The sequence below is a fragment of the Trinickia acidisoli genome (genome assembly GCF_017315725.1).
In the GTDB taxonomy this organism is placed as follows: domain Bacteria; phylum Pseudomonadota; class Gammaproteobacteria; order Burkholderiales; family Burkholderiaceae; genus Trinickia; species Trinickia acidisoli.
Window position 1 is genome coordinate 1,755,719 of record NZ_JAFLRG010000001.1, and the last position, 19,130, is coordinate 1,774,848.

Annotated in this window: 17 protein-coding genes; 10 read left to right on the top strand and 7 right to left on the bottom strand. The window is 63.8% G+C overall.

The window, feature by feature from the left end; genetic code table 11:
* Nucleotides 1-179: 179 nt before the first annotated feature.
* From pqqD to J3485_RS08085, 5 genes are all read right to left on the bottom strand, one after another.
* The gene (gene pqqD, locus J3485_RS08065; protein WP_206951980.1) at nucleotides 180-461 is read right to left on the bottom strand and encodes a pyrroloquinoline quinone biosynthesis peptide chaperone PqqD; all 282 of its coding nucleotides are present in this window, start codon (nucleotides 459-461) and stop codon (nucleotides 180-182) included.
* Nucleotides 462-468: 7 nt separating this feature from the next.
* Entirely contained in the window at nucleotides 469-1,392 is a 924-nt protein-coding gene (gene pqqB / locus J3485_RS08070; protein WP_206951981.1) for a pyrroloquinoline quinone biosynthesis protein PqqB, read from the bottom strand.
* Between the two features lie 66 nt (nucleotides 1,393-1,458).
* A complete protein-coding gene (pqqA, locus tag J3485_RS08075) occupies nucleotides 1,459-1,533 on the bottom strand; it encodes a pyrroloquinoline quinone precursor peptide PqqA (RefSeq protein ID WP_006410019.1) in 75 nt (24 codons plus the stop codon).
* A 313-nt stretch (nucleotides 1,534-1,846) separates the two neighbouring features.
* Entirely contained in the window at nucleotides 1,847-4,162 is a 2,316-nt protein-coding gene (locus J3485_RS08080; RefSeq protein WP_206951982.1) for a TonB-dependent receptor, read from the bottom strand.
* 7 nt (nucleotides 4,163-4,169) lie between these two features.
* Nucleotides 4,170-4,397, bottom strand: a complete 228-nt coding sequence (locus J3485_RS08085; RefSeq protein ID WP_206951983.1) for a hypothetical protein — start codon at nucleotides 4,395-4,397, stop codon at nucleotides 4,170-4,172.
* Between the two features lie 630 nt (nucleotides 4,398-5,027).
* Between J3485_RS08085 and J3485_RS08090 the strand changes: the two genes are divergently transcribed.
* The 5 genes from J3485_RS08090 to J3485_RS08110 all read left to right on the top strand — a co-directional run bounded on the left by J3485_RS08090 (nucleotide 5,028) and on the right by J3485_RS08110 (nucleotide 11,935).
* Nucleotides 5,028-6,755 carry a methanol/ethanol family PQQ-dependent dehydrogenase gene (locus J3485_RS08090; RefSeq protein WP_206951984.1) on the top strand — a complete coding sequence of 576 codons (1,728 nt, stop codon included), beginning with the start codon at nucleotides 5,028-5,030 and terminating at the stop codon, nucleotides 6,753-6,755.
* A 112-nt stretch (nucleotides 6,756-6,867) separates the two neighbouring features.
* Nucleotides 6,868-8,160, top strand: coding sequence for a c-type cytochrome (locus J3485_RS08095; RefSeq protein ID WP_206951985.1), 1,293 nt, complete (start codon nucleotides 6,868-6,870; stop codon nucleotides 8,158-8,160).
* A gap of 160 nt (nucleotides 8,161-8,320) precedes the next feature.
* Complete coding sequence (locus J3485_RS08100) at nucleotides 8,321-9,178, top strand: energy transducer TonB (RefSeq protein ID WP_309476989.1); 858 nt, start codon at nucleotides 8,321-8,323, stop codon at nucleotides 9,176-9,178.
* 239 nt (nucleotides 9,179-9,417) lie between these two features.
* Nucleotides 9,418-10,944, top strand: a complete 1,527-nt coding sequence (locus J3485_RS08105) for an aldehyde dehydrogenase family protein (protein ID WP_206951986.1) — start codon at nucleotides 9,418-9,420, stop codon at nucleotides 10,942-10,944.
* Nucleotides 10,945-10,966: 22 nt separating this feature from the next.
* Nucleotides 10,967-11,935: an alpha/beta fold hydrolase gene (locus J3485_RS08110; RefSeq protein ID WP_206951987.1), complete on the top strand. Its 969-nt coding sequence runs from the start codon at nucleotides 10,967-10,969 to the stop codon at nucleotides 11,933-11,935.
* Between the two features lie 72 nt (nucleotides 11,936-12,007).
* On the opposite strand, the gene J3485_RS08115 is transcribed toward J3485_RS08110, so the two are convergent.
* Nucleotides 12,008-12,436 (bottom strand): tautomerase family protein, encoded by a 429-nt coding sequence (locus J3485_RS08115; protein ID WP_206951988.1) that lies wholly within the window; start codon nucleotides 12,434-12,436, stop codon nucleotides 12,008-12,010.
* Nucleotides 12,437-12,551: 115 nt separating this feature from the next.
* On the opposite strand from J3485_RS08115, the gene J3485_RS08120 reads away from it, so the two are divergent.
* From J3485_RS08120 to J3485_RS08135, 4 genes are all read left to right on the top strand, one after another.
* A complete protein-coding gene (locus J3485_RS08120) occupies nucleotides 12,552-13,160 on the top strand; it encodes a TetR/AcrR family transcriptional regulator (RefSeq protein WP_206951989.1) in 609 nt (202 codons plus the stop codon).
* A 97-nt stretch (nucleotides 13,161-13,257) separates the two neighbouring features.
* The gene (locus J3485_RS08125; RefSeq protein ID WP_206951990.1) at nucleotides 13,258-14,391 is read left to right on the top strand and encodes a DUF1176 domain-containing protein; all 1,134 of its coding nucleotides are present in this window, start codon (nucleotides 13,258-13,260) and stop codon (nucleotides 14,389-14,391) included.
* Between the two features lie 58 nt (nucleotides 14,392-14,449).
* A complete protein-coding gene (locus J3485_RS08130) occupies nucleotides 14,450-15,592 on the top strand; it encodes a hypothetical protein (protein ID WP_206951991.1) in 1,143 nt (380 codons plus the stop codon).
* A gap of 141 nt (nucleotides 15,593-15,733) precedes the next feature.
* The gene (locus J3485_RS08135) at nucleotides 15,734-16,054 is read left to right on the top strand and encodes a hypothetical protein (RefSeq protein ID WP_206951992.1); all 321 of its coding nucleotides are present in this window, start codon (nucleotides 15,734-15,736) and stop codon (nucleotides 16,052-16,054) included.
* Nucleotides 16,055-16,291: 237 nt separating this feature from the next.
* Here J3485_RS08135 and fabI read toward each other — a convergent pair whose 3' ends face one another.
* Nucleotides 16,292-17,086 carry an enoyl-ACP reductase FabI gene (gene fabI, locus J3485_RS08140; RefSeq protein ID WP_206951993.1) on the bottom strand — a complete coding sequence of 265 codons (795 nt, stop codon included), beginning with the start codon at nucleotides 17,084-17,086 and terminating at the stop codon, nucleotides 16,292-16,294.
* Nucleotides 17,087-17,194: 108 nt separating this feature from the next.
* Between fabI and J3485_RS08145 the strand changes: the two genes are divergently transcribed.
* Entirely contained in the window at nucleotides 17,195-19,105 is a 1,911-nt protein-coding gene (locus J3485_RS08145) for an extracellular solute-binding protein (protein WP_206951994.1), read from the top strand.
* Nucleotides 19,106-19,130: the final 25 nt, after the last annotated feature.

Here is a 19,130-nt window from a genome sequence, read left to right on the forward strand (position 1 = left end):
TCGGCGCGCAATTGGCGGACGGTTGGCTGTTTCATTCCTGCGCAAGGGCAGAGCGAGGGAAACATGTCGGTCCTGAACCGCACCGTGGAGCGGGCAACGGTAGGTCGGCTCGGCAAGCAGCTACAGCGGCGGCGATGCGAGTGCGGCCCGGTTCATGCCAGGGCCGTCGTATGCGAGGGTCAGTCGACCCATCCACGTTGGCGTGCGTGGTCGAGAAACCGATAGACGTCGGTTGCGAGATCCGCAGCGTGGAACAGCGTTTCGAGTTCGGTAATGATTTCGTCGAGCTCGCGCGTGCCGTCGCATCGCACGAGGATCTGTCCCGCACTGGGATTGAGTTTCACCATCCCTTCGGGATAGAGGAGCACGTATGCATCTTGCGCGGCTTCCCATTGCAATCGGAACATCGAGCGAAGACGTGGGCGCAGCGGCGCGCCGCCGATGGCGTTCGGATAGGTCATGACGAGTCTATACCAGCAGTTGCATACCGTCTTCCGCGAGGTCGATGCCGTGCGCACGCACGATCGCGTGCGCATCGGAGTCGGGATCGAGAATCGGATTCGTGTTGTTGATATGAATGAGCACTTTGCGCGTGGTGCGCGGCAGCGTGTCGAGCAGGTCGAGCATGCCGGGCTTGCCGTTCGCGGCGCATTGGGCGAGGTGCCCCATGTCGGCAGCGCGTTTGCCCGACAAGCCGAGATCGATCATCTCCGTATCCGTCCAGAACGTGCCGTCGACGAGAACGAGTGTTGCCGAGCGCATTGCGGTCAGTATCGATTCCGACGTGCGCGCGAGACCCGGTGCGTAAAAGGCGGTGGCGGCCGTCGCGACGTCTTCGATCACGAGTGCGATGTTGTCGCCGATCACGGGTGCTTCGCGATGCGGCGAATAGGGCGGTGCGGCGCTGTCGATGGCGATCGCAGTGAACCGCAAGCCGGTGAGCGGTGCGATCGTGAACGGTACGCCGAGCGCGATCGGGTGTTCGTCGACGCCGCAGTAATGGCCGAGCAACGGGATGAGCGGCAAAGCGCCCGATAAATCGTCGAGCACGGACCGTGTGGCGTAAAGCGGCAGCGGCGTCGTGCGCTCGCGCAACATGACGAGGCCAGTCACATGATCGATCTGCGCATCGCAAAGCATGACTGCCGCAATGCCGCTGTCGCGCAGCGCGCGGGCCGGCTGCAGTTCGGGGTGCGCGCGCAATTGGGCCAGGAGATCGGGCGATGCGTTGATGAGCACCCAGTCGTCGCCGGTGTCGCTGAGCGCGATGGACGATTGCGTGCGTGCCGCGAGTGTGCCGGTGGGCGCGCGCGCCCGCGAACAGTTCGCACAATTGCAGTTCCACTGGGGCAGTCCGCCGCCCGCGCCGGAACCAAGAACCTTGATCAGCATGACGATGCGTTCGGAAGCTGCCGCGCGTGAAGGGAATCGACTTCACGCGCGGCGCTTACCGGCTCCTTATCGGTTGGCGATGTACATCGTGATTTCGAAACCGAAGCGCAGGTCGGTATAAGCGGGCGTAGTCCACTGCATGATTGTCTCCTAGTGTGATTGCGTGGTTGAAGCGGGGAAACCGCGGTCATTCGTTGCGGTCGCATCGATAAAGCAAAGGCTATGCCGACCGCCTGGTATGTCGCGACGCGATGCGATCGAAGCGGTCTGCTTCGATCGATGCACGGTCAACGCAAGGGGGCGCGAACATTGCCAAGCGCGCGGCAACTTACCGGTGCAATCATGAAACGTTCGCTGTTTCATTGGGCGACAGGTGTTGCAAAATGCGACATGGCGACCTTGCGCAATCGGGGCGATAAGGCGGAGCGGGGGCGGCTCAGCCGCTATCGCCGCGCTAATTCCACGCATAGCGCATCCCGACCCACGCCCCTCTGGGCGCGCCGGGCCCGATGAACATTTCGTTGACGGGCGCGAGCCCGTCGAACGTGTGGCTCGGGCCGTTGAAGAAGTTCTGCCCGAGCACGCCAAAGCTCGCATAGCGTTTGTTCAGCAGGTTCGACACGGTTGCAAAGAGCTGCAATTGCTTGGTGACGCGATACGTCGTATCGAGATCGATCAGGAAGTAGCCGGGGAGCTTGCCGTTGACATCCTCGTTGTCTTCATCGCCTTGCGCAAAAACGCCGCTGCGATAGGTCACGTTCGTTCCGGCGGTCCATTGCGGCGTGACCGCGTAATCGAGCCGCAATTTGATGGAGTTGGTGGGAATGCCGGGAATGTGATCGCCGGGGCGCACGACGATGTTGCCGTTCGCATCGGCGCTCGAGTTGCTCGGGCTGCTGGACACCCAGCTCGCGCGGTAGGTGGCGTCGATGAAACTGTAGTTCGCCGTCACGCCGAGCTTTCCGAACTGCGTATGCCCGGAAAGCTCGAGGCCCTCACGGCGCGTCTTGCCCACGTTCTGGAAGTAGCCTTGCGTCGTGGTCGCCGCGCTGATGAACTCGATGTCGTCGTATAGCGTCGTGTCGTAGACGGCGGCACTCCACGTCGTCGCACTGCCGAGCTTGCCGCGCGCGCCGGCTTCGTAGGTCTTCGAGACGACGGGCGCGAGCGCTGGGTCCGCAACGAAGTCGTTCGGCAGCGAGCACGGTGCGGCCGGGTCGGCGCAGGTCAGCTCGATCGCGGTCGGCGTGCGCATGCCTTCGTTGTAAGTCGCGTAGGCCGTGAAGCTCGGTACGGGGTTCCACGTCAGCCCGAGGGCGGGATTCAAGCGCGAGAACACGTGGCTGCCGTCGAGCTGTGGCTGTGCGCCGCTCTCGTCGCCGATGTCCGTCTTTGCCCAGTCGTAGCGGCCCGACAGCGTCAGGGCCCATTGCCGGGTCAGCGACAACGTATCTTGCAGATAGGCTGCGAGGTTGCCGTCGCGCGTTTTCGCATCCGCTTGCGTGACATAGTCGCCGATGCCTATCGTCGCGCGCGATGCAGTGAAGTAGGCGTTCTGCGACGATGCGGTGTAGTGCGAGTTCGCGAAATCGGCCGCGACACCGGCGACGAATTGATTTTGCAGGCCGCCGAGTTTGCCGAGCAGCGTCATTTGCAGGCTTGCGCCGTAGCTGTCGGTCGCGACGGCGGAGTCGACGTTCGTGGCCTGCAGCGTGTCGACCGAACCGTCGGGCAGAAGTGCGCCGTAGTCGGTGTTGTTGTTGCTGCTGATGCTCTCGTTCACGAAGTGGCGGTAGTAGACGTTGCCGCTCAACTCGAGCGCATCGTTGACATAGTGCTCGCCGGTCAGCGTCAGATAGCCGGCGCGGTTCAGGTTTTGATCGGGAAAGGTATAAGGCTGCCGAAAATCGTCGAGAAACGAACGAGGAATCGTCTGCATGCCCAGCAAGTCGTTGTTCGCACCGCCGGCGGACAGCGCGATCGTGGTGTCGGCGTCGGTATAACGCAGCTTGCCGAAGCCCTGACGCACGCGGCTCGCGTTTTCTTGGGCCCAGCCGTCGTCGTTCGCGACGTTGCCGGTTACGTAGTAGTCGAGACGATCGCCGATCGTCCCGCCTTGCTCGATGGCGGCCGTCTTGCGGCCCCATGAACCGCCCGACAGCTCGGCCTCGCCGCCCGGGTGGTCCTTGCCGTTCTTCGTCGAGATCGCGAGTGCGCCGCCGAGCGTATTGAGGCCGAACGTCGGGTTCGAGCCGGGAATCAACTCGATCGTGTCGATCGCATCCTGCGGGATCAAGTCCCAGTTCACCACATCGCCGAACGGCTCGTTGATGCGCACGCCATCCATGAACACCGACAGACCCTCCGGTGTGCCGAGCAGCGGCGAAGCCGTGAAGCCTCGGTAGTTGATGTTCATCTGATAGGGGTTGCCCTGCGCGTCGTTGATGTCGACGCTCGGTAAGTTCTTTTCGAAGTAGTCCGTGAGCGTCTCGCGGTGCTGTGCATCGCGTTGCGCACTGCGCACGATCTGAACGTTTGCCGCTACCTGCGTGAGCGGCAAACCGATGCCGACGAGCGGAGTCGTGCCGACCACGACGATCGGCGGGAGCGTTACCCCTTTGGCGGTGGGCGCGGTCGGTTCGGTCTGTGCCTTCGCGGGCGATGCAAGGCTCACGAGCGCGCTCGCGGCGAAGCACCATGTCAAGCGTGCACGTTGTTTCGACGCGAATCGGTGGTGCGCTCTGCGTGTTTGGGGAGGGCGGTTGCTCATGAAGGTGTCACGCCGCTTGAGCGCGCATCGTCACGCCTGCGTGCTCGGGCGGGAACACTTGCCACGCGCCGTCGTCGTGGCGGAAGAAGTGCAGAGAAATCGTGCCGCGCGGGCCATCGATCTCCACGCGCACGTGATGTTTGCCCTCGGCGCCGGACGCAAACCGCTCGACGCGGATCGAAGCTTCCGGTGCCGGCGCCAGCCATTTTTCAACGACCCATCTCAACCGTTTCATGATCTCCTCCTGCCGCCTGTCCCATGTATACGTGTCGCTTGCGATTTCCGATGCGCCACGTTCGCGCCGTGTCTCGTCTGCCGTTTCGTCGCGAGCGTCGTTCGCTTCGATCGGCTTGGAAGCCGGCTTGCCGCTGTTTCCGGCTTGACCTTCCACAATGCGAGAAGCGTGCCAATGCTTTCTTGGCAGGCCCGTGTCGGCGCTTTGGGTGAGCCGATCCATTGATCGACGGGCGAATGCGCTCTGTCTTCATCGTTGATGTGTTGCGCACTGTTTCGTTTAGCGACACCGCGGCGTTCAGACTTGTTTCAGTTTGGAACGCCTTGCTTCGATCGCGCATCGATGGCGAATGCGGTTCGGCGCACATGAGGTGACGACGATGAGAGCCGCCGCGCACGGTGCGCACGCGATGGCATACGACTTGCATTCAGCGAGGCCCGCGGCAATTTATCGCGAATCGAGTGCCTCAGCCTCGACCGATCCATGCCGTGACAAATCGACCAACCAAGCTATGCATGAGAGCGGACCGAGTGCTCTGCATGAGGCCGGAGCGAGCGCCGACGCAAGTGTCGACGCACGCGCTCCGACCGACTCGCACAGCGGCAACTTCGGCCGACACAGGAGACACACATGACGCGACGTTCAGTTTCGGCCGTATGGCGCACGGCGTTTGCCGCTTGTGCAATAGGGGCCATCGGCCTCGCCCCGCAATGCTCGCACGCGGGCAGCGACTATCCACCGGTCACCTACGAGCGCCTCTCGAACGCGCAGAGCGATCCGGGTTGGCTCACCTACTACCGCACTTACGACGGGCAGTCGCATTCCCCCGCCAAGCAAATCGATACGTCGAACGTGAGCAAGCTCTCGCTCGCATGGAGCTACAAATTTCCCGCCGATCTGCAGCAAGGATTCGAGGCAACCCCGGTCGTCAACGGCAGCTATCTTTTCGTTAGTACGCCTAAGGATAACGTCTACGCATTCGATGCGATCACAGGCAAGCAGCTCTGGAAGTTCGAGCCGAAGCTCGGTCCCGAAGCGTTCAAGAACGCCTGCTGCGACGTCGTCAATCGCGGTGTCGCGCTCTACGGCAAGAATGCTTATATCGCGATGCTCGACGGTGAAATCGTCGCACTCGATGCGCAATCGGGGGCCGTCGCCTGGAAAAAGCGCATGTTCGATCCGGGCACCGGCTACGCGTTCTCGCTCGCCCCGCTTGCGATCGACGGCGCGATCGTGGTCGGCAACTCGGGCGGCGAATACGGCGCACGCGGGTTCATCGCCGCGCTCGATCCCGACAACGGCAACGTGCTGTGGAAGCGCACGACGATTCCAAGCGCCCAGGAAAAAGGCGGCGACACCTGGCCCAACGGCATGCAGGCGCACGGCGGCGGCGCCTCGTGGCTGACCGGCACCTTCGATCCGGCCACGAAGACGCTGTTCTGGGGCGTCGGCAATCCGGGCCCGTGGCTCGCGAAGCTGCGCCCCGGCAGCAACCTCTACACCGATTCGCTGCTCGCGCTCGATCCGAAAACAGGCGACATCAAATGGCACTACCAATACACGCGTAACGACACGTGGGACTACGACGGCGTGAACACGCCGGTCCTTGCGAAGATCCAATACGACGGCAAGGACTACGACGCCATCATCCATGCCGATCGCAACGGCTTTTTCCACGCGATCGATCGCGCGACGGGCAAGCTCATCTACGCCAGCGCGTTCGTGAAGGCGACTTCGGTCACCGGTTATACGCATGACGGCGAGCCGATCGAGGACGCTTCGAAGTACCCCAACGTCGGCACGACGATCGATACCTGCCCGAGCTTTCTGGGCGGCAAGAACTGGTGGTCCGTCTCGTACGATCCGGCCAAGCATCTGGCGTTCGTGCCGTCGCTGCATGCGTGCATGAGCCTCTCGGGCAAGTCGGTCAGCTACATGGAGGGCTTGCCCTATCTCGGCGAAGGCTTCGAGATCGAGCCCGAACCCGGCAGCCACGGCTACGGCGAGTTGCAGGCGATCGACGTGGACACGGGCAAGAAGGTCTGGAGCCATTGGAGCAAGATGCCGTGGAACGGTGGCGTGGCGAGCACGGCCGGCGGCCTGGCGTTCAGCGGTTCGCTCGACGGCCACCTCTACGCGTTCGACGAAGCGACGGGCAAGGTCCTCTGGCAGAGCCCGAAGCTGGCGAGCGGCATCGTCGCGCAGCCCTCCGTGTTCGAAGCGCACGGGCAAGAGTACGTGGCCGTGCTCGCCGGTTACGGCGGCGCGAACCCGATCTGGGGCGGCCCGATGGCGAAGATTGCGGACAAGGTGCCGCGCGGGGGCACGCTCTATGTGTTCGCCTTGCATCACGGCTGATTCGCGCGGCCTAGATTAGCCCGCCTCATCTCAAGCGCTGGTATGAAGCGTCACGGCCGCCCGCTCGGTGCGGCGGTCGTGGCGCGACGCAGCACTCATCGAAAGTACGATCATGAAAACGCATCTTCAGCATTTTGCGGTGGCCGCGGTGGCCGCCTCCGCACTCGCCATCGCTTCGTCGTCAGCGGCGGCGACGCCGATTCGCATCTGCACGTTCCCGGGCAGCCCCTCGGCTACGCTCGACAAGGTCGTTGCGCAGGAGGCGTTCAAGACGGCAGGCATCGCCGCCACGTTCGTCGAGCATGGCATCCCCGGCGGCGACGATGACGACGGCGTCTCTTTGAAGGAGTTGCACCAGACGCTCGGCCACGGTTGCGATGTCATCGCGGGTTTTCCGCGTTCGTCCGTTGCCGATGCTTCGGGCAGCACGATGCTGTTTTCCCGCGGCTATTTGCGGGCGGACTACGTCAGCGTCGAGACGGGCACGCACATGCATGGGCACGCGGCGGATGAGGTTGTCGCTGCGACCTATGGAAGCCCTTCGCAATTGATTGCGGTTCAGGAGCAGCACGTGCGCTTCGATCTCGAGAACACACCCGAGCTGACCGTCGATGCCGTCGCGAGCGGCCGGGCGATACGCGCGATCGTCTGGTATCCGGCTGTCGTCGCCTATCGGCAAGCGCACGCGGGGCAGCGCTTCGATGTACGCAAGACGCGCTCGCCTTATTCCGCTTGGCGGCTCGTCTTCGCGTTCGGTTCGAACGAAAGGGCTTTGCAGCGGAAGGTCGACACCGCACTCGGCGCAATGACGGCCGATGGGCGTCTCGCCAAGCTCACGCGCGCTTGGACGCTGCCCGCTACGATGCAGGCCGCGCAAGCCACACCAGCCGTGCCCGCGACGTCCGCCGCGCTCACCTATCTCGACGGTCCCGTCGCCGGCGCACGCCTGGGCATGCTGCGCGATGCGGCTTACTCGGCGCGCATGTCCGGTCGGATCGAGAAGGTGTCGGCCGGCGGCGGCTCCGCCGCGCCATCGTTCGATCGCGCCCAGGTCCTGCACGGCAAGCGTTTGTATGCGAGCAACTGCGCGAAGTGTCATGGCGCGGATATGCAAGGCATCACCGCGCCGGCGCTCAGCGGTGCGGCGTTCGCGCCCGCGGCCAATGCGCATCTGACGATCGGCGGCGTGTATGGCTACATGTCGACCAACATGCCGGCCGATCGTCCGGGCAAGCTGAAGGACGGCGAGTATGCCGACATCATGGCGTTTCTCCTGAATGCGAACGGGTACGGCCCGGGCAGCACGAAAATGACGGCGGATATCGCGAAGGGATCGACGGCGCTGCTCAATGCCGGTCCGCAAAGCGCCGCGCGTGCGGGCGTGCCCGCGGCGTCGCCGAAGTGAAGGCCTGGTCGGCAAGCTCCTCCGATCTCAGGGATCGAGCGTCGAGCTCGTTGCTCGGCGTCGAAGCATCCAGTCGCGGCGCTGCGTGAGCGGACATCGACGCAGGAGGTGCCCGCTATGAAAAGCGCTTCGAGTGGCCGAAGGCGATAAGGAGTGAATCGTGCGAACGCAAGTCGCAGCGGATCGGGGCGAGCGCGGTCGGCTTGGCGTGATCGCCGCCGTGGTGCTCTTGCTGCACGGGTTTGCCGCGATGCGCCTATACGAGCATGACGCGGCGTCCCATGCCTCGCCGCACGTCGACATCCGTATCGTTGCCGCGCTCGAGCACTCGCCTGTCGACGACGCACCTCGCACGGAATCGGTTGCGCATGAAATGCCGCACGACGATCCACTGTATCGCGGCACCGATCCCACGCAGCGCGTCGCGGGTCGGCTTGCCGTTCCCAAATCGCGCGCTGCAATGCCCGTGCTGGACAAACGCGCTCGTGACTTGTCGCGGCCGGCTACGCGAGAGACGCCACGCTCGATCCCAGTGGCGAGCGAGCGCACCGCGCCTGCCCACGACAACGCGGTGGCGCACGAACCGCCGACCCAAGAGGCAGTGCCACAGGATCTGAGTACGTCCGTCTCATCGACAAGGCCCGCTTCGATGCAGCGGGTTGCAAGCGAGCCTGCGCAGCGCGCGGACCAAGAGGGCGGGCAGACCCCTGAGCCGAACGCCCCGCGCGATGCTGCGAGTGAGCCGACCTTCAACGCGGCCTACCTGCACAATCCCGCCGCAGCCTATCCGCCCGTGGCCCTTCAACGCGGATGGCAGGGAACGGTGCTGATGAACGTTCACGTGCTCGCGAGCGGCTGCGCGCAGGGCGTCTCGGTCATCGAATCGAGCGGCCATGCTTTGCTCGACGACGCGGCCGTCGCGACGGTTTCGGGCTGGCGCTTCGTGCCCGCGCGACGCGCGGGGCAGGCCGTCGACGGATGGGTGAACGTGCCCGTCGTCTTCAAGCTCGACGAGTGAACGCAGCACGCCGAAAAGGCGCTCGCCACTGTCGCAAATTGCGACAGTGGGCAAGACGATGAATCAGGTCTGTTCCGAATTGAAGCACCGCGACTCCCGCGGCTATTCATCTTCGTCATGCCTATCGGCGTTTCTCGTTGGCATGCTTGTTGCCTAATGAGGGCGCAGCCATCTCGGCGCTGTGATTGTGACTCGTTGTGACTTCCATTTTTAGATAACGCCATCGAAGGAGACATGCAATGGACCTGTTTGACTTGAAACAGCTCGGCCTGGACGTCGAATTTCCTTATCGCAAGCAGTACGAGAACTATATCGGTGGCAAATGGGTGGCTCCGCTCGGCGTGGATTATTTCGAGAATGTCTCGCCCATCAACGGCAAGCCGTTCTGCCGCATTCCGCGTTCCGGCGCCGCCGATATCGAGATCGCCCTCGACGCGGCTCACGCCGCGCGGCGCAAATGGAGCAAGACGTCTCCCACCGAGCGTTCGAACTTGCTGCTGGCGGCAGCCGATCGCATGGAGAAGAACTTGAAGCTGCTCGCTGTCGCCGAAACGATCGACAACGGCAAGCCGCTGCGCGAGACGATGGCGGCCGACCTGCCGCTCGCCGTCGACCACTTCCGTTATTTCGCCGGCTGCATCCGCGCGCAGGAAGGGGCCATTTCGGAGATCGACGACAACACGGTCGCCTACCACTTCCACGAGCCGATGGGCGTCGTCGGGCAGATCATCCCCTGGAACTTCCCGCTGTTGATGGCGTCGTGGAAGCTCGCACCCGCGCTCGCGGCCGGATGCTGCGTCGTGATGAAGCCGGCCGAGCAAACGCCGGCGTCGGTGCTCGTGCTGATGGAGTTGATCGGCGATCTGTTCCCGCCCGGCGTGGTCAACATCGTGAACGGTTTCGGCAAGGAAGCGGGCGAGGCACTTGCGACGAGCAAGCGCATCGCGAAGATCGCGTTTACCGGGTCGACGCCGGTCGGCAAGCACATCCTGCGCGCGGCTGCCGACAATCTGATTCCGTCGACGGTCGAACTCGGCGGTAAGAGCCCGAACGTCTTCTTCGCCGATGTCTTGGACCATGACGATGCATTCCTCGACAAAGCGCTCGAAGGGCTCGCCATGTTCGCGCTCAATCAGGGCGAAGTCTGCACGTGCCCATCGCGCGTGCTGATTCAAGAATCGATTTACGAGCGCTTCATCGAGAAAGCCATCGCGCGCGTGGATCGCATCAAGGCCGGGCATCCGCTCGACATGCAAACGATGATCGGCGCGCAAGCCTCGCAGCAGCAACTCGACAAGATCCTCACGTACATCGACATCGGCCGTGGAGAGGGCGCGCAGTGTCTCACCGGCGGGGCACGCACGGCACCCACGCCCGATCTCGGCACCGGCTTCTATGTGCAGCCGACGATGCTGCTCGGCAATAACAAGATGCGCGTGTTCCAGGAGGAAATCTTCGGGCCCGTGGCCTCGGTGATGACGTTCAAGGACGAGCAGGAAGCGATCGAGATCGCCAACGACACGTACTACGGTCTCGGCGCCGGCGTGTGGACCCGCAACGGGACGCGTGCCTATCGGATGGGCCGGGAGATCGAAGCGGGCCGCATCTGGACCAACTGTTATCACCTGTATCCGGCGCACGCGGCATTCGGTGGATACAAGCAGTCGGGCATCGGGCGCGAAACCCACAAGAAGGCGCTCGAGAACTATCAGCAGACGAAGTGCTTGCTCGTGAGCTACCAAGCCGAGGCGCTCGGGTTCTTCTAACCGCACCCGCGACGCGACAACGATGCGCCGTATCCGCCGTGACGGGCATGCGATTGCTTATACGGTTGCGGGCGACGTCGGCGCTCAACCGATCGTCGTGGTGCACGGCGGACCGGGCAGCGGCAGCCACCCGGGCATGCTCGCGCCGTTCGGCGGCTTGGCGGTGTGTGCCGTGTCGGTCGATCAGCGCGGCGCGGGCGCATCGTTGCCGCGCGGCCGATTGCGCCACAATCGCACGGACCGTCTCGTCGCCGATCTCGAGGCGGTTCGACGCGCGCTCGGCTTTGAGCAGTGGCATGTCGCTGGAGGATCGTGGGGCGCGGCGCTCGCACTCGCCTACGCGGGAACGCATCCCGAGCGCGTGTCGGGGATCGTGTTGCGCGGTCTTTTTCTCACGTCGCGCCGCGAGGTGCGCAGTCTATTCGTCACGTCGCGTTCGCGCGCGCCGCGCGAGTGGCTGCGCTTGTCACGCGCAGCGGGGGGCGGGCGGCCCAGCATGCTGTTCGAGCGCTGCGCCAAGCGGCTAGCGGCCGGCGCGCCGCATGCATGCAGTCTCGCCGTCGCACGTGCGTGGCGCGACTACGAGGCGGCTGTGCTCGCGTCGGCGCATTGGCCACGCGGCAGACCCGTTGCGAGGCGTCCGCGCGCAACCGACGAGGCACTCGTCGCGAAGTACCGGATTCAGGCCCACTATCTGCGCCACGATTGTTGGCTCGGCGAGCGGCGGCTCCTCGCGCTCGCGCGTGAAGTCGAACGGGCTGGCATTCCAGCGTATGCGATCCACGGCCTGCGCGATCCGGTATGTCCGCCCGGCAACGTGCAACGCCTGGCGCGTGCGATCCCCGGCGTGCGGGCCGAGTTCGCGAACGCCGGTCATCTCGCGAGCAAACCCGCGCTCGGACGTGCGCTCGCGCGTACGGTCGAGACGATGCTCAACGCGTCGTTGCTCGACGACAAAGCGTGGCCTGTGACGAAACCCCGCGAGCCTTAGCACTCGCGGGGTTTCGTCATGCGTGCGTGCCCGCCGACGGCCTATCGGCGCAAGCCGCAACGATTTTCCGCGTCAGTGAGCGTGAGCCGCCGCGCGAATGGCGTCGCCGAGTGCGGCGTTGTCATAGCCGCGCCCGCCGATTCCCCATGCACCATCCTCGGCATAAACGACATTGACCCAGACGTGCTCGGGCGCGAGCTTGCCGCTCGATGCGCGGGCGACGATCTCGGTCGCCCGCGCGATGAAGCTTCGCTTGGCATCGGGCGATGCAAGCGCCACAGCAGGCAGTTTCAGCTCGACGAACGCCGCGGCCGCCGCTCGTCCTCCCGAGAAGATCCGATTGCGCGGCAAGACGTTCAGCGTGCCTACGACGTTCGGAATCATGAATGCGTTGTCTTGCAGGCCCTCGATGTCGAGCAGTGCGTGGGTCAATTCGGCAAATACCTTTGCTTCGGCCTCGGAATTGAAAACGCCTTCCGGTACGGTCAATGTGATCGGCATAGCAATACCTCCTGGTCGGTAGGCTGGGACGTGTTATAAATAGCGATCGCTCTCTATAGAATACATATCGATCGCTCTCTATTCAATAGAGAGCATATGCTCTGTAAGGTTTTTTATGCGCTATTCGATCGAACACAAGCACGAGACCCGCGAGCGGATTCTGGACGCCGCCGCCCGGCTGTTCCGGCGCGAGGGTTACGGCGGCTCCGGCATCGGTCCGCTGACGAAGGAAGCCGGCGTGACCAACGGCGCGTTCTATGGACACTTCAAGTCCAAGAGCGAAGCGTTTCGCGCCGTGGTGCTGTCGGGCATGGAGCAATTGAGGGAAGCGATCGCGACGCTGAAGGCCGAGCACGGCGCGCGCTGGCGCCGTCCGTTCGTGGCGTTCTATCTGGGCCCTCGCCGGACTTGCGAACTGGGTGAAAGTTGCGCGCTGCCGAGCCTTTCGCCGGAGGTCATGCGCGCCGACGACGAGACGCGAGCGGCGTATGAAAAGGCGCTGCTGGCGATCATCGAGGAAGTGTCGTCCGGGCTGAGCGACGTGCCGGGTAGCGGCCGCTGCGACCGCAGCGATCGCGACGACCGTGCCATCGCGCTGCTTGCGCTGCTGTCGGGAGGCGTCACGGTGGCGCGCGCCGTCCGTGATCCGGCGCTGTCGGAACGCATAGCGAACGCGGTCGTTCGCTATGCGACCGCGCTCACGGAAGGTGCGACGCGCGACTAGAGCCGGCCCAGCCCGCGTCCGCGCCGCTCAGCCATTGTTCAGTCGAGACGGCGCGGGTACGATGCGCTGTCTTCACGATCCCGAGTCGATCCAGCCCATGACGAGACTATTGCGGTGCCTTGGTTTGGCGTGTGCGCTATTCGCGCCGTGGGCGGTCGCGCCCGCGTCGGCGGCCGGCAAGAAGCACGACGACACCTACGTCGGCGATTTCAAAGGGTGGGAAGTCGTGTGCGATAACGTCACCCGCTGCACGGCCGAAGGCACCGACGACAGCGGCAGCGGCAACAGCCTCGTCGTTTGGCTGCAGCGTGACGCAGGGCCCGATGGCGCGGCAAAACTACAGATTGCGGCCGACACGCCGCTCGACGCGAATCGAATGCGCTTGGACGGCCATCCGTTTGCCGTAGATAGGTCGAAATGGACCCTATGGCAAGACAAGGATGCGCAGACCTACGGCTATCGGCTGGCGACCGAGGATGCAGGCACCGTCTCGGCATGGGTGGCCGCCGCTCGCGATGCGGGCACGGTGAGCTTCGGCGATCCGGCAGCGGCGGCTACGCCGAAGCTCTCGCTCGCAGGCTTGAGCGCCGCGCTGCTCGCCATCGACGACCGGCAGGGGCGAATCGGCACGGTGACGGCTTGGCGGCGTGCGGGAAGCAGCCCCGCGTCGGCCGTGCCCGTGGCGAAGCCTTTACCCGTGATCGGGCCTGCAACGCCGGGGCCGAGTCTCTCGGACGCCGAGCGGCAACGGCTGATCAAGTCGACGTTCGCCCAGTTTCACGCCGACGTCGACCGCTGCGACGTTGGCCTCGACGATGACGACGTGAAAGGGGCGCTTCGCCACGGCAGCACGGCCGGTGCACTATCGGACAGCGAAGCGCTCGTATCGCTCGGATGCGGAGACAGCAGCGCGTATAACCCGACCAGCCTTTGGTACCGGGTGTCGCGTCATTCGCCGTTTTCCGCGAAGCCCTTCGCTCCTGGCGAGGACGCCAAGAGCGGCAACGACGACGATGCTCCGCCCAACCAACTGACGAGTGCCGATTACGACGCGAGCAAGGGTGAATTCGAGATCTTCGATCGGGTACGCGGTATCGGCGATTGCGGCGATTTGATGACTTGGATTTTCGACGGCGCGAAGTTCGTCATGGCCCGGCGGCGATTCGAAGGCGCGTGCGCGGGCGTCTTCGTTGACGACTGGCCGTCGCTCTATCGCACGAAGGAGAAGTGAGCTTGTGGTGAACGAATCGTGCTTGGTCCCTGGTTGACTTCGAGAGAGAGCAAAAAAGATGAAGAGATTGCGCACGTTCCTGCTAACGGCCGTGCATGTGTTCGTGGCGCTCGCTGGACGAAACGCGTTTGCCGCGCAAGCGCCTTCCGCCGACATTCCTTTGAACGTTCCCGCGGCGTTTACCGCCTCCGCGATCACGGCGGTCGGCGGCGGGCTGTATTGCCTTGCCGGCGCCGTCTATCACGACGACGTGCCGAACGAGAGCGCAATGGTAGTGCTCGTCGATACGCATGAGCGTCGCGTCGTGTGGAAGACCGACATTCCGTACGCCAAGGATCACTTCGACAACACGGCGCTCAAATGCGTGCGAAGCGGCCCGTTCTTCTATGCGCTCACGGAGGAGCGCACGGATTCCGTTGCGGATCAGAGCCAATCCGAAGTGGTGCTCAGCAAGATTTCTCCCACGGGAAAACTGCTGAAGGCACGGCGCGTCGACGTCGGCTTCGACGTATGGTCCAACCTGCTCGAGGCTGGACCGGAGGGATTGTCGCTCGTCGGCGGCGCGAGCACCGATTCGATCGATCACGGCGGCAAGCGAAGCTTGTTTCTCGCGCGCTTCGATCAGGACCTCGCGCGCCAGCAACGGGTCGTTTTACCCACCGGGGCATTCTGGCTGGGGACGCATGCGAAGCTCGAAGGACAAAGCCTACTGATTGCCGGGCAATTCCTGTCCAACGCGGGTACGACCGCTGCGGCTCACGAGGGGTATGCGGTTTCCAAAGTCGATTTCGGCAAAGCGCGTTACGTGTGGTCGACGCTCGTCTATCCGCTGGCGACTCAGTCGGAAGATGCCGTCTTCCTGCCGGACGGCAGCATCGCGGACATCGGCTTGAGCGATGACCATCTGCTCGTTTCCGTTGTCGATGCATCGGGACGCGTGGTGCAACGATTCTCGGAACCGAAAGCGATTTGCAGCGTAGATGCGCTGGGAGCCAAGGATTCGATTTTGCAGGCAGTGGGAAAGGCGTGCGGCAGCGAGCATGGCACGCTGATGCTCGACATCGATCTGGCGGGTGGGCATGTCGTTTCGTCGCGACAGGTCGGGGATGATACGACGGCGTCGTTGTTCGACGGCGACGCGCTGGTGAGCGTTGCGGCACCCGCACGCGGCGGCAAGGTATTGCGCCGTATCGGCCGCTAACGTCGAGCGCGGAGTCGAGGAAAAAGGGGGAAGCGCAACACAAGATGTTCTGCAGCAATAGTTACAAGTTTGAAATACGACTATCGGACTCGCCGCGCTATAGTGGCATCCAACCACGCTACGTATTTGAAGGGTGAAACCATGAAATCTCTTGCACACGTCGTTTCATTAGCCGTCGGTGCGCTTGCCGTCGGCGTATCCACCTCGGCAATGGCGGGGGTGGGCATCGGCATCAACATCGGCATTCCCGCACCGGTGTACGTTGCACCCGCGCCGGTCTATGCGCCGCCTCCGCCGCCCGTCGTCTATCAACCGGCTCCCGTGTACGCCGCGCCGATGATCGTGATCGGCTGGCATGACGGCCGCTACTGGGACGGTCGCCGCTGGTGGGGTCACGATGAATGGTATCGTCATCACGGCGGCCGCGGGTACGATCATGATCGAGGCCACTGGGGCCACTGATCCTCGATGATCTCGATCGATCCTCGGTCCTGAACGGCAGGCAATCAGGGAAGACTTTCGGCGGGGCTGCGTGGCTCGCCGGGATAAAATAAAAACCGCCTCGGCAATACGCCGCAGGCGGTTTTTATTTGGGTTCGACCGAACACCGAATGCCGAATGTACGCGCTTACCGCTTTTGAGCCGCGCGAGCGCGCACAGGGCGCATCAATCGTACGAACAGCACGAGTAAAACGAACCTCACTCGGCCGCTTCGATCGCCATCCCACCGACGACGGCGTTGAAGCCGCTGTCGACGTGCATGATCTCGGCCGTCACGCCGCTCGCGAGATCGGACAACAAGAACGCGGCGACATTGCCGACTTGCTCGATGGTCACGTTGCGCTTGAGCGGCGCAGCGTTTTCGACGAAGTCGAGAATCTTGCCGAAGCCTTTGATGCCGCTCGCGGCCAGCGTCTTGATCGGGCCCGCCGAGATGCCGTTGACGCGCACTCCCTTCGGTCCGACCGATCCGGCCATGTAGCGCACGCACGCTTCGAGCGCGGCCTTGGCGACGCCCATCGTGTTGTAGTTCGGAATGACCTTCTCGGCGCCGAGATACGAGAGCGTCAGCAACGAGGCGTTCTGCGACAGCATCGGCAGTGCGGCCTTGGCGAGGGCGGGGAAGCTGTACGCCGAGATGTCGTGCGCGATGCGAAAGCCCTCGCGCGTCATGCCTTCGAGAAAATCGCCGGCGATCGCCTCGCGCGGCGCGAAGCCGATCGAGTGAACCAGGCCGTCGAGTGTCGCCCAGTGCTGCCCCAGCGAAGCGAAGAGTGCTTCGATCTGCGCGTCGTCGGCGACGTCGCACGGAAACACGAGTTCGCTGCCGAATTCAGCGGCGAATTCGGTGACGCGGTCTTTGAACCGATCGCCGACATACGTGAAGGCGAGCTCGGCGCCTTCGCGTTTGCAGGCTTGCGCGATGCCGTAGGCGATCGAGCGGTTCGACAGCAGACCGGTCAGCAAAATGCGTTTTCCAGCGAGGAAGCCCATGAATTCTCCTAGTGTTATCGGTGCCGGCGCCGTGCGCGCAAGCGCTGCACGTCGGTGGCGGTACGGGTTTGGGTAGAATTCTCTCACATTGCCACTTCCGATCTTCCGATGACGGTGACGACGACGACGATAGGCCGGCGCTCATGCACGCCGCTGAGCGCCCGCAAGTTTTTCGCATGGCGTCTTCTTCTCGCATGCTGTTTCGTCTGGGCGCTCGGCGCGGCAACGCCCGCCCACGCCGTCTATGCGATCGCGCAATTCGGCGAGCCCAAGTACCCGCCGAGCTTCAAGCACTTCGATTACGTGAACCCCGACGCGCCGAAAGGCGGCACGCTCGTCTTGGCCAATCCGAATCGGCTGACGAGCTTCGACAAGTTCAATCCGTTCACGCTGCGCGGCAACCCGGCCCCCGGCGTCGAAATGCTGTTCGAGAGCTTGACGACCGGCAGCAGCGACGAAGCGGCATCGGCATATGGGCTGCTCGCCGACGATATCCGTATCGCACCCGATCGCTTGTCCGTCACGTTCCACATCAATCCGCGCGCGCGTTTTTCGAACGGCGATCCGGTTACGGCCGAGGACGTCAAGTACTCGTTCGATACGCTCAAGAGCCCGCAAGCGGCGCCGCAGTACGCCGTGTTCTTCGGCGACATCGCGCGCGCGGTCATCGTCGATCCGGCGACGATCCGCTTCGAATTTCGTCAGCCGAACCGAGAGCTGCCGCTGCTTGCCGGCAGCATCCCGATCTTTTCGCACAAGTGGGGGATGAAGCCCGACGGCACGCGCATACCGTTCGATCAACTCGCGTTCCAACGGCCGATCGGCAGCGGCCCGTACGTCATCGATCGTTACGACAACGGCCAGACGATCACTTATCGGCGCGATCCGTCGTATTGGGGGGCGACATTGCCCGTGCGGGTCGGCACCGACAATTTCGACTACATCACGTATAAGCTCTACGCCGACAGCACCGCGCGGCTCGAAGCCTTCAAGGCCGGCGAATACGATGCGCTCGTCGAGTACATCGCTCGCAATTGGGCGCGGCGCGACGTGGGCAAGCGCTTCGATGACGGCGAACTCGTCAAGCGCGAGTTCCGCCAGCACAACGGCACGGGCATGCAAGGCTTCGTGATGAATTTGCGGCGGCCGCTGTTTAAGGACATCCGAGTGCGCAAGGCGCTGGACCTCGCATTCGATTTCGAGTGGCTGAATCGGCAACTGTTTTTTGGGGGCTATACGCGGCTCGACAGCTACTTCGCCGATAGCGTCCAGCAGGCGAGCGGCATGCCGAGCGCCGGCGAGCTGGCGATATTGAACCCGCTGCGCGCGCAGCTCGACCCTTCGGTATTCGGGCCGATGACGGTGCAGCCGGTCACCGATCCGCCCGGTTCGCTGCGCGCCAATCTGCTCAAGGCGCGCGCGCTGCTGGCCGAAGCCGGCTGGCACTATCGCGACGGCGCGCTGCGAAATGCACAGGGGCAGCCGTTCCGGTTCGAGATCCTCGACGACTCAGGCGCATCGATGGAGCCCGTGGCGGCCGCCTACATCCGCAATTTGCAGAAGCTCGGTATCGAAGCGATTTTCCGTACGGTCGATTTCGCATTGATCCAAAAGCGCTACGACACGTTCGATTTCGACATGACGTCGCTGCGCTACCCGGAAGTGCAAGTGCCGGGAACCGAGCAGGTCTCGCGCTTCGGCAGCGAGTCCGCCGACGAGCAGGGCTCGGACAATCTGATGGGCCTCAAGTCGCCGGCCGTCGATGCGATCTTGCGCGCGCTCGTGCATGCGCAGACGAAGGAGCAGCTCGTCGATGCGGCGCGCGCGCTCGATCGGGTGCTCATGCACGGCTACTATGTCGTGCCGCAGTGGTACAGCACCACGCATCGCATCGCCTATAAGCGCACGCTGCGTTATCCGGCGACGCTGCCGCTGTACTATTCGGCGAACGATTGGATCGTGTCGACATGGTGGGTCGCGCCGTCGTCGCATGGCGGGACTCAGGCCGTGGCGCGCTGAAAACGAACCGCATCGCGCGGCGGCC

Bases quoted from the DNA above. Each gene is read 5' to 3' on its own strand.
- J3485_RS08090 (WP_206951984.1), top strand. From the start codon at position 5,028: ATGACGCGACGTTCAGTTTCGGCCGTATGGCGCACGGCGTTTGCCGCT.
- pqqB (WP_206951981.1), bottom strand. From the start codon at position 1,392: ATGCTGATCAAGGTTCTTGGTTCCGGCGCGGGCGGCGGACTGCCCCAG.
- J3485_RS08080 (WP_206951982.1), bottom strand. From the start codon at position 4,162: ATGAGCAACCGCCCTCCCCAAACACGCAGAGCGCACCACCGATTCGCG.
- J3485_RS08085 (WP_206951983.1), bottom strand. From the start codon at position 4,397: ATGAAACGGTTGAGATGGGTCGTTGAAAAATGGCTGGCGCCGGCACCG.
- J3485_RS08115 (WP_206951988.1), bottom strand. From the start codon at position 12,436: ATGCCGATCACATTGACCGTACCGGAAGGCGTTTTCAATTCCGAGGCC.
- J3485_RS08135 (WP_206951992.1), top strand. From the start codon at position 15,734: ATGAAATCTCTTGCACACGTCGTTTCATTAGCCGTCGGTGCGCTTGCC.
- J3485_RS08095 (WP_206951985.1), top strand. From the start codon at position 6,868: ATGAAAACGCATCTTCAGCATTTTGCGGTGGCCGCGGTGGCCGCCTCC.
- J3485_RS08145 (WP_206951994.1), top strand. From the start codon at position 17,195: ATGACGGTGACGACGACGACGATAGGCCGGCGCTCATGCACGCCGCTG.
- pqqD (WP_206951980.1), bottom strand. From the start codon at position 461: ATGACCTATCCGAACGCCATCGGCGGCGCGCCGCTGCGCCCACGTCTT.
- J3485_RS08125 (WP_206951990.1), top strand. From the start codon at position 13,258: ATGACGAGACTATTGCGGTGCCTTGGTTTGGCGTGTGCGCTATTCGCG.
- J3485_RS08120 (WP_206951989.1), top strand. From the start codon at position 12,552: ATGCGCTATTCGATCGAACACAAGCACGAGACCCGCGAGCGGATTCTG.
- J3485_RS08110 (WP_206951987.1), top strand. From the start codon at position 10,967: ATGCGCCGTATCCGCCGTGACGGGCATGCGATTGCTTATACGGTTGCG.
- J3485_RS08130 (WP_206951991.1), top strand. From the start codon at position 14,450: ATGAAGAGATTGCGCACGTTCCTGCTAACGGCCGTGCATGTGTTCGTG.
- J3485_RS08105 (WP_206951986.1), top strand. From the start codon at position 9,418: ATGGACCTGTTTGACTTGAAACAGCTCGGCCTGGACGTCGAATTTCCT.
- fabI (WP_206951993.1), bottom strand. From the start codon at position 17,086: ATGGGCTTCCTCGCTGGAAAACGCATTTTGCTGACCGGTCTGCTGTCG.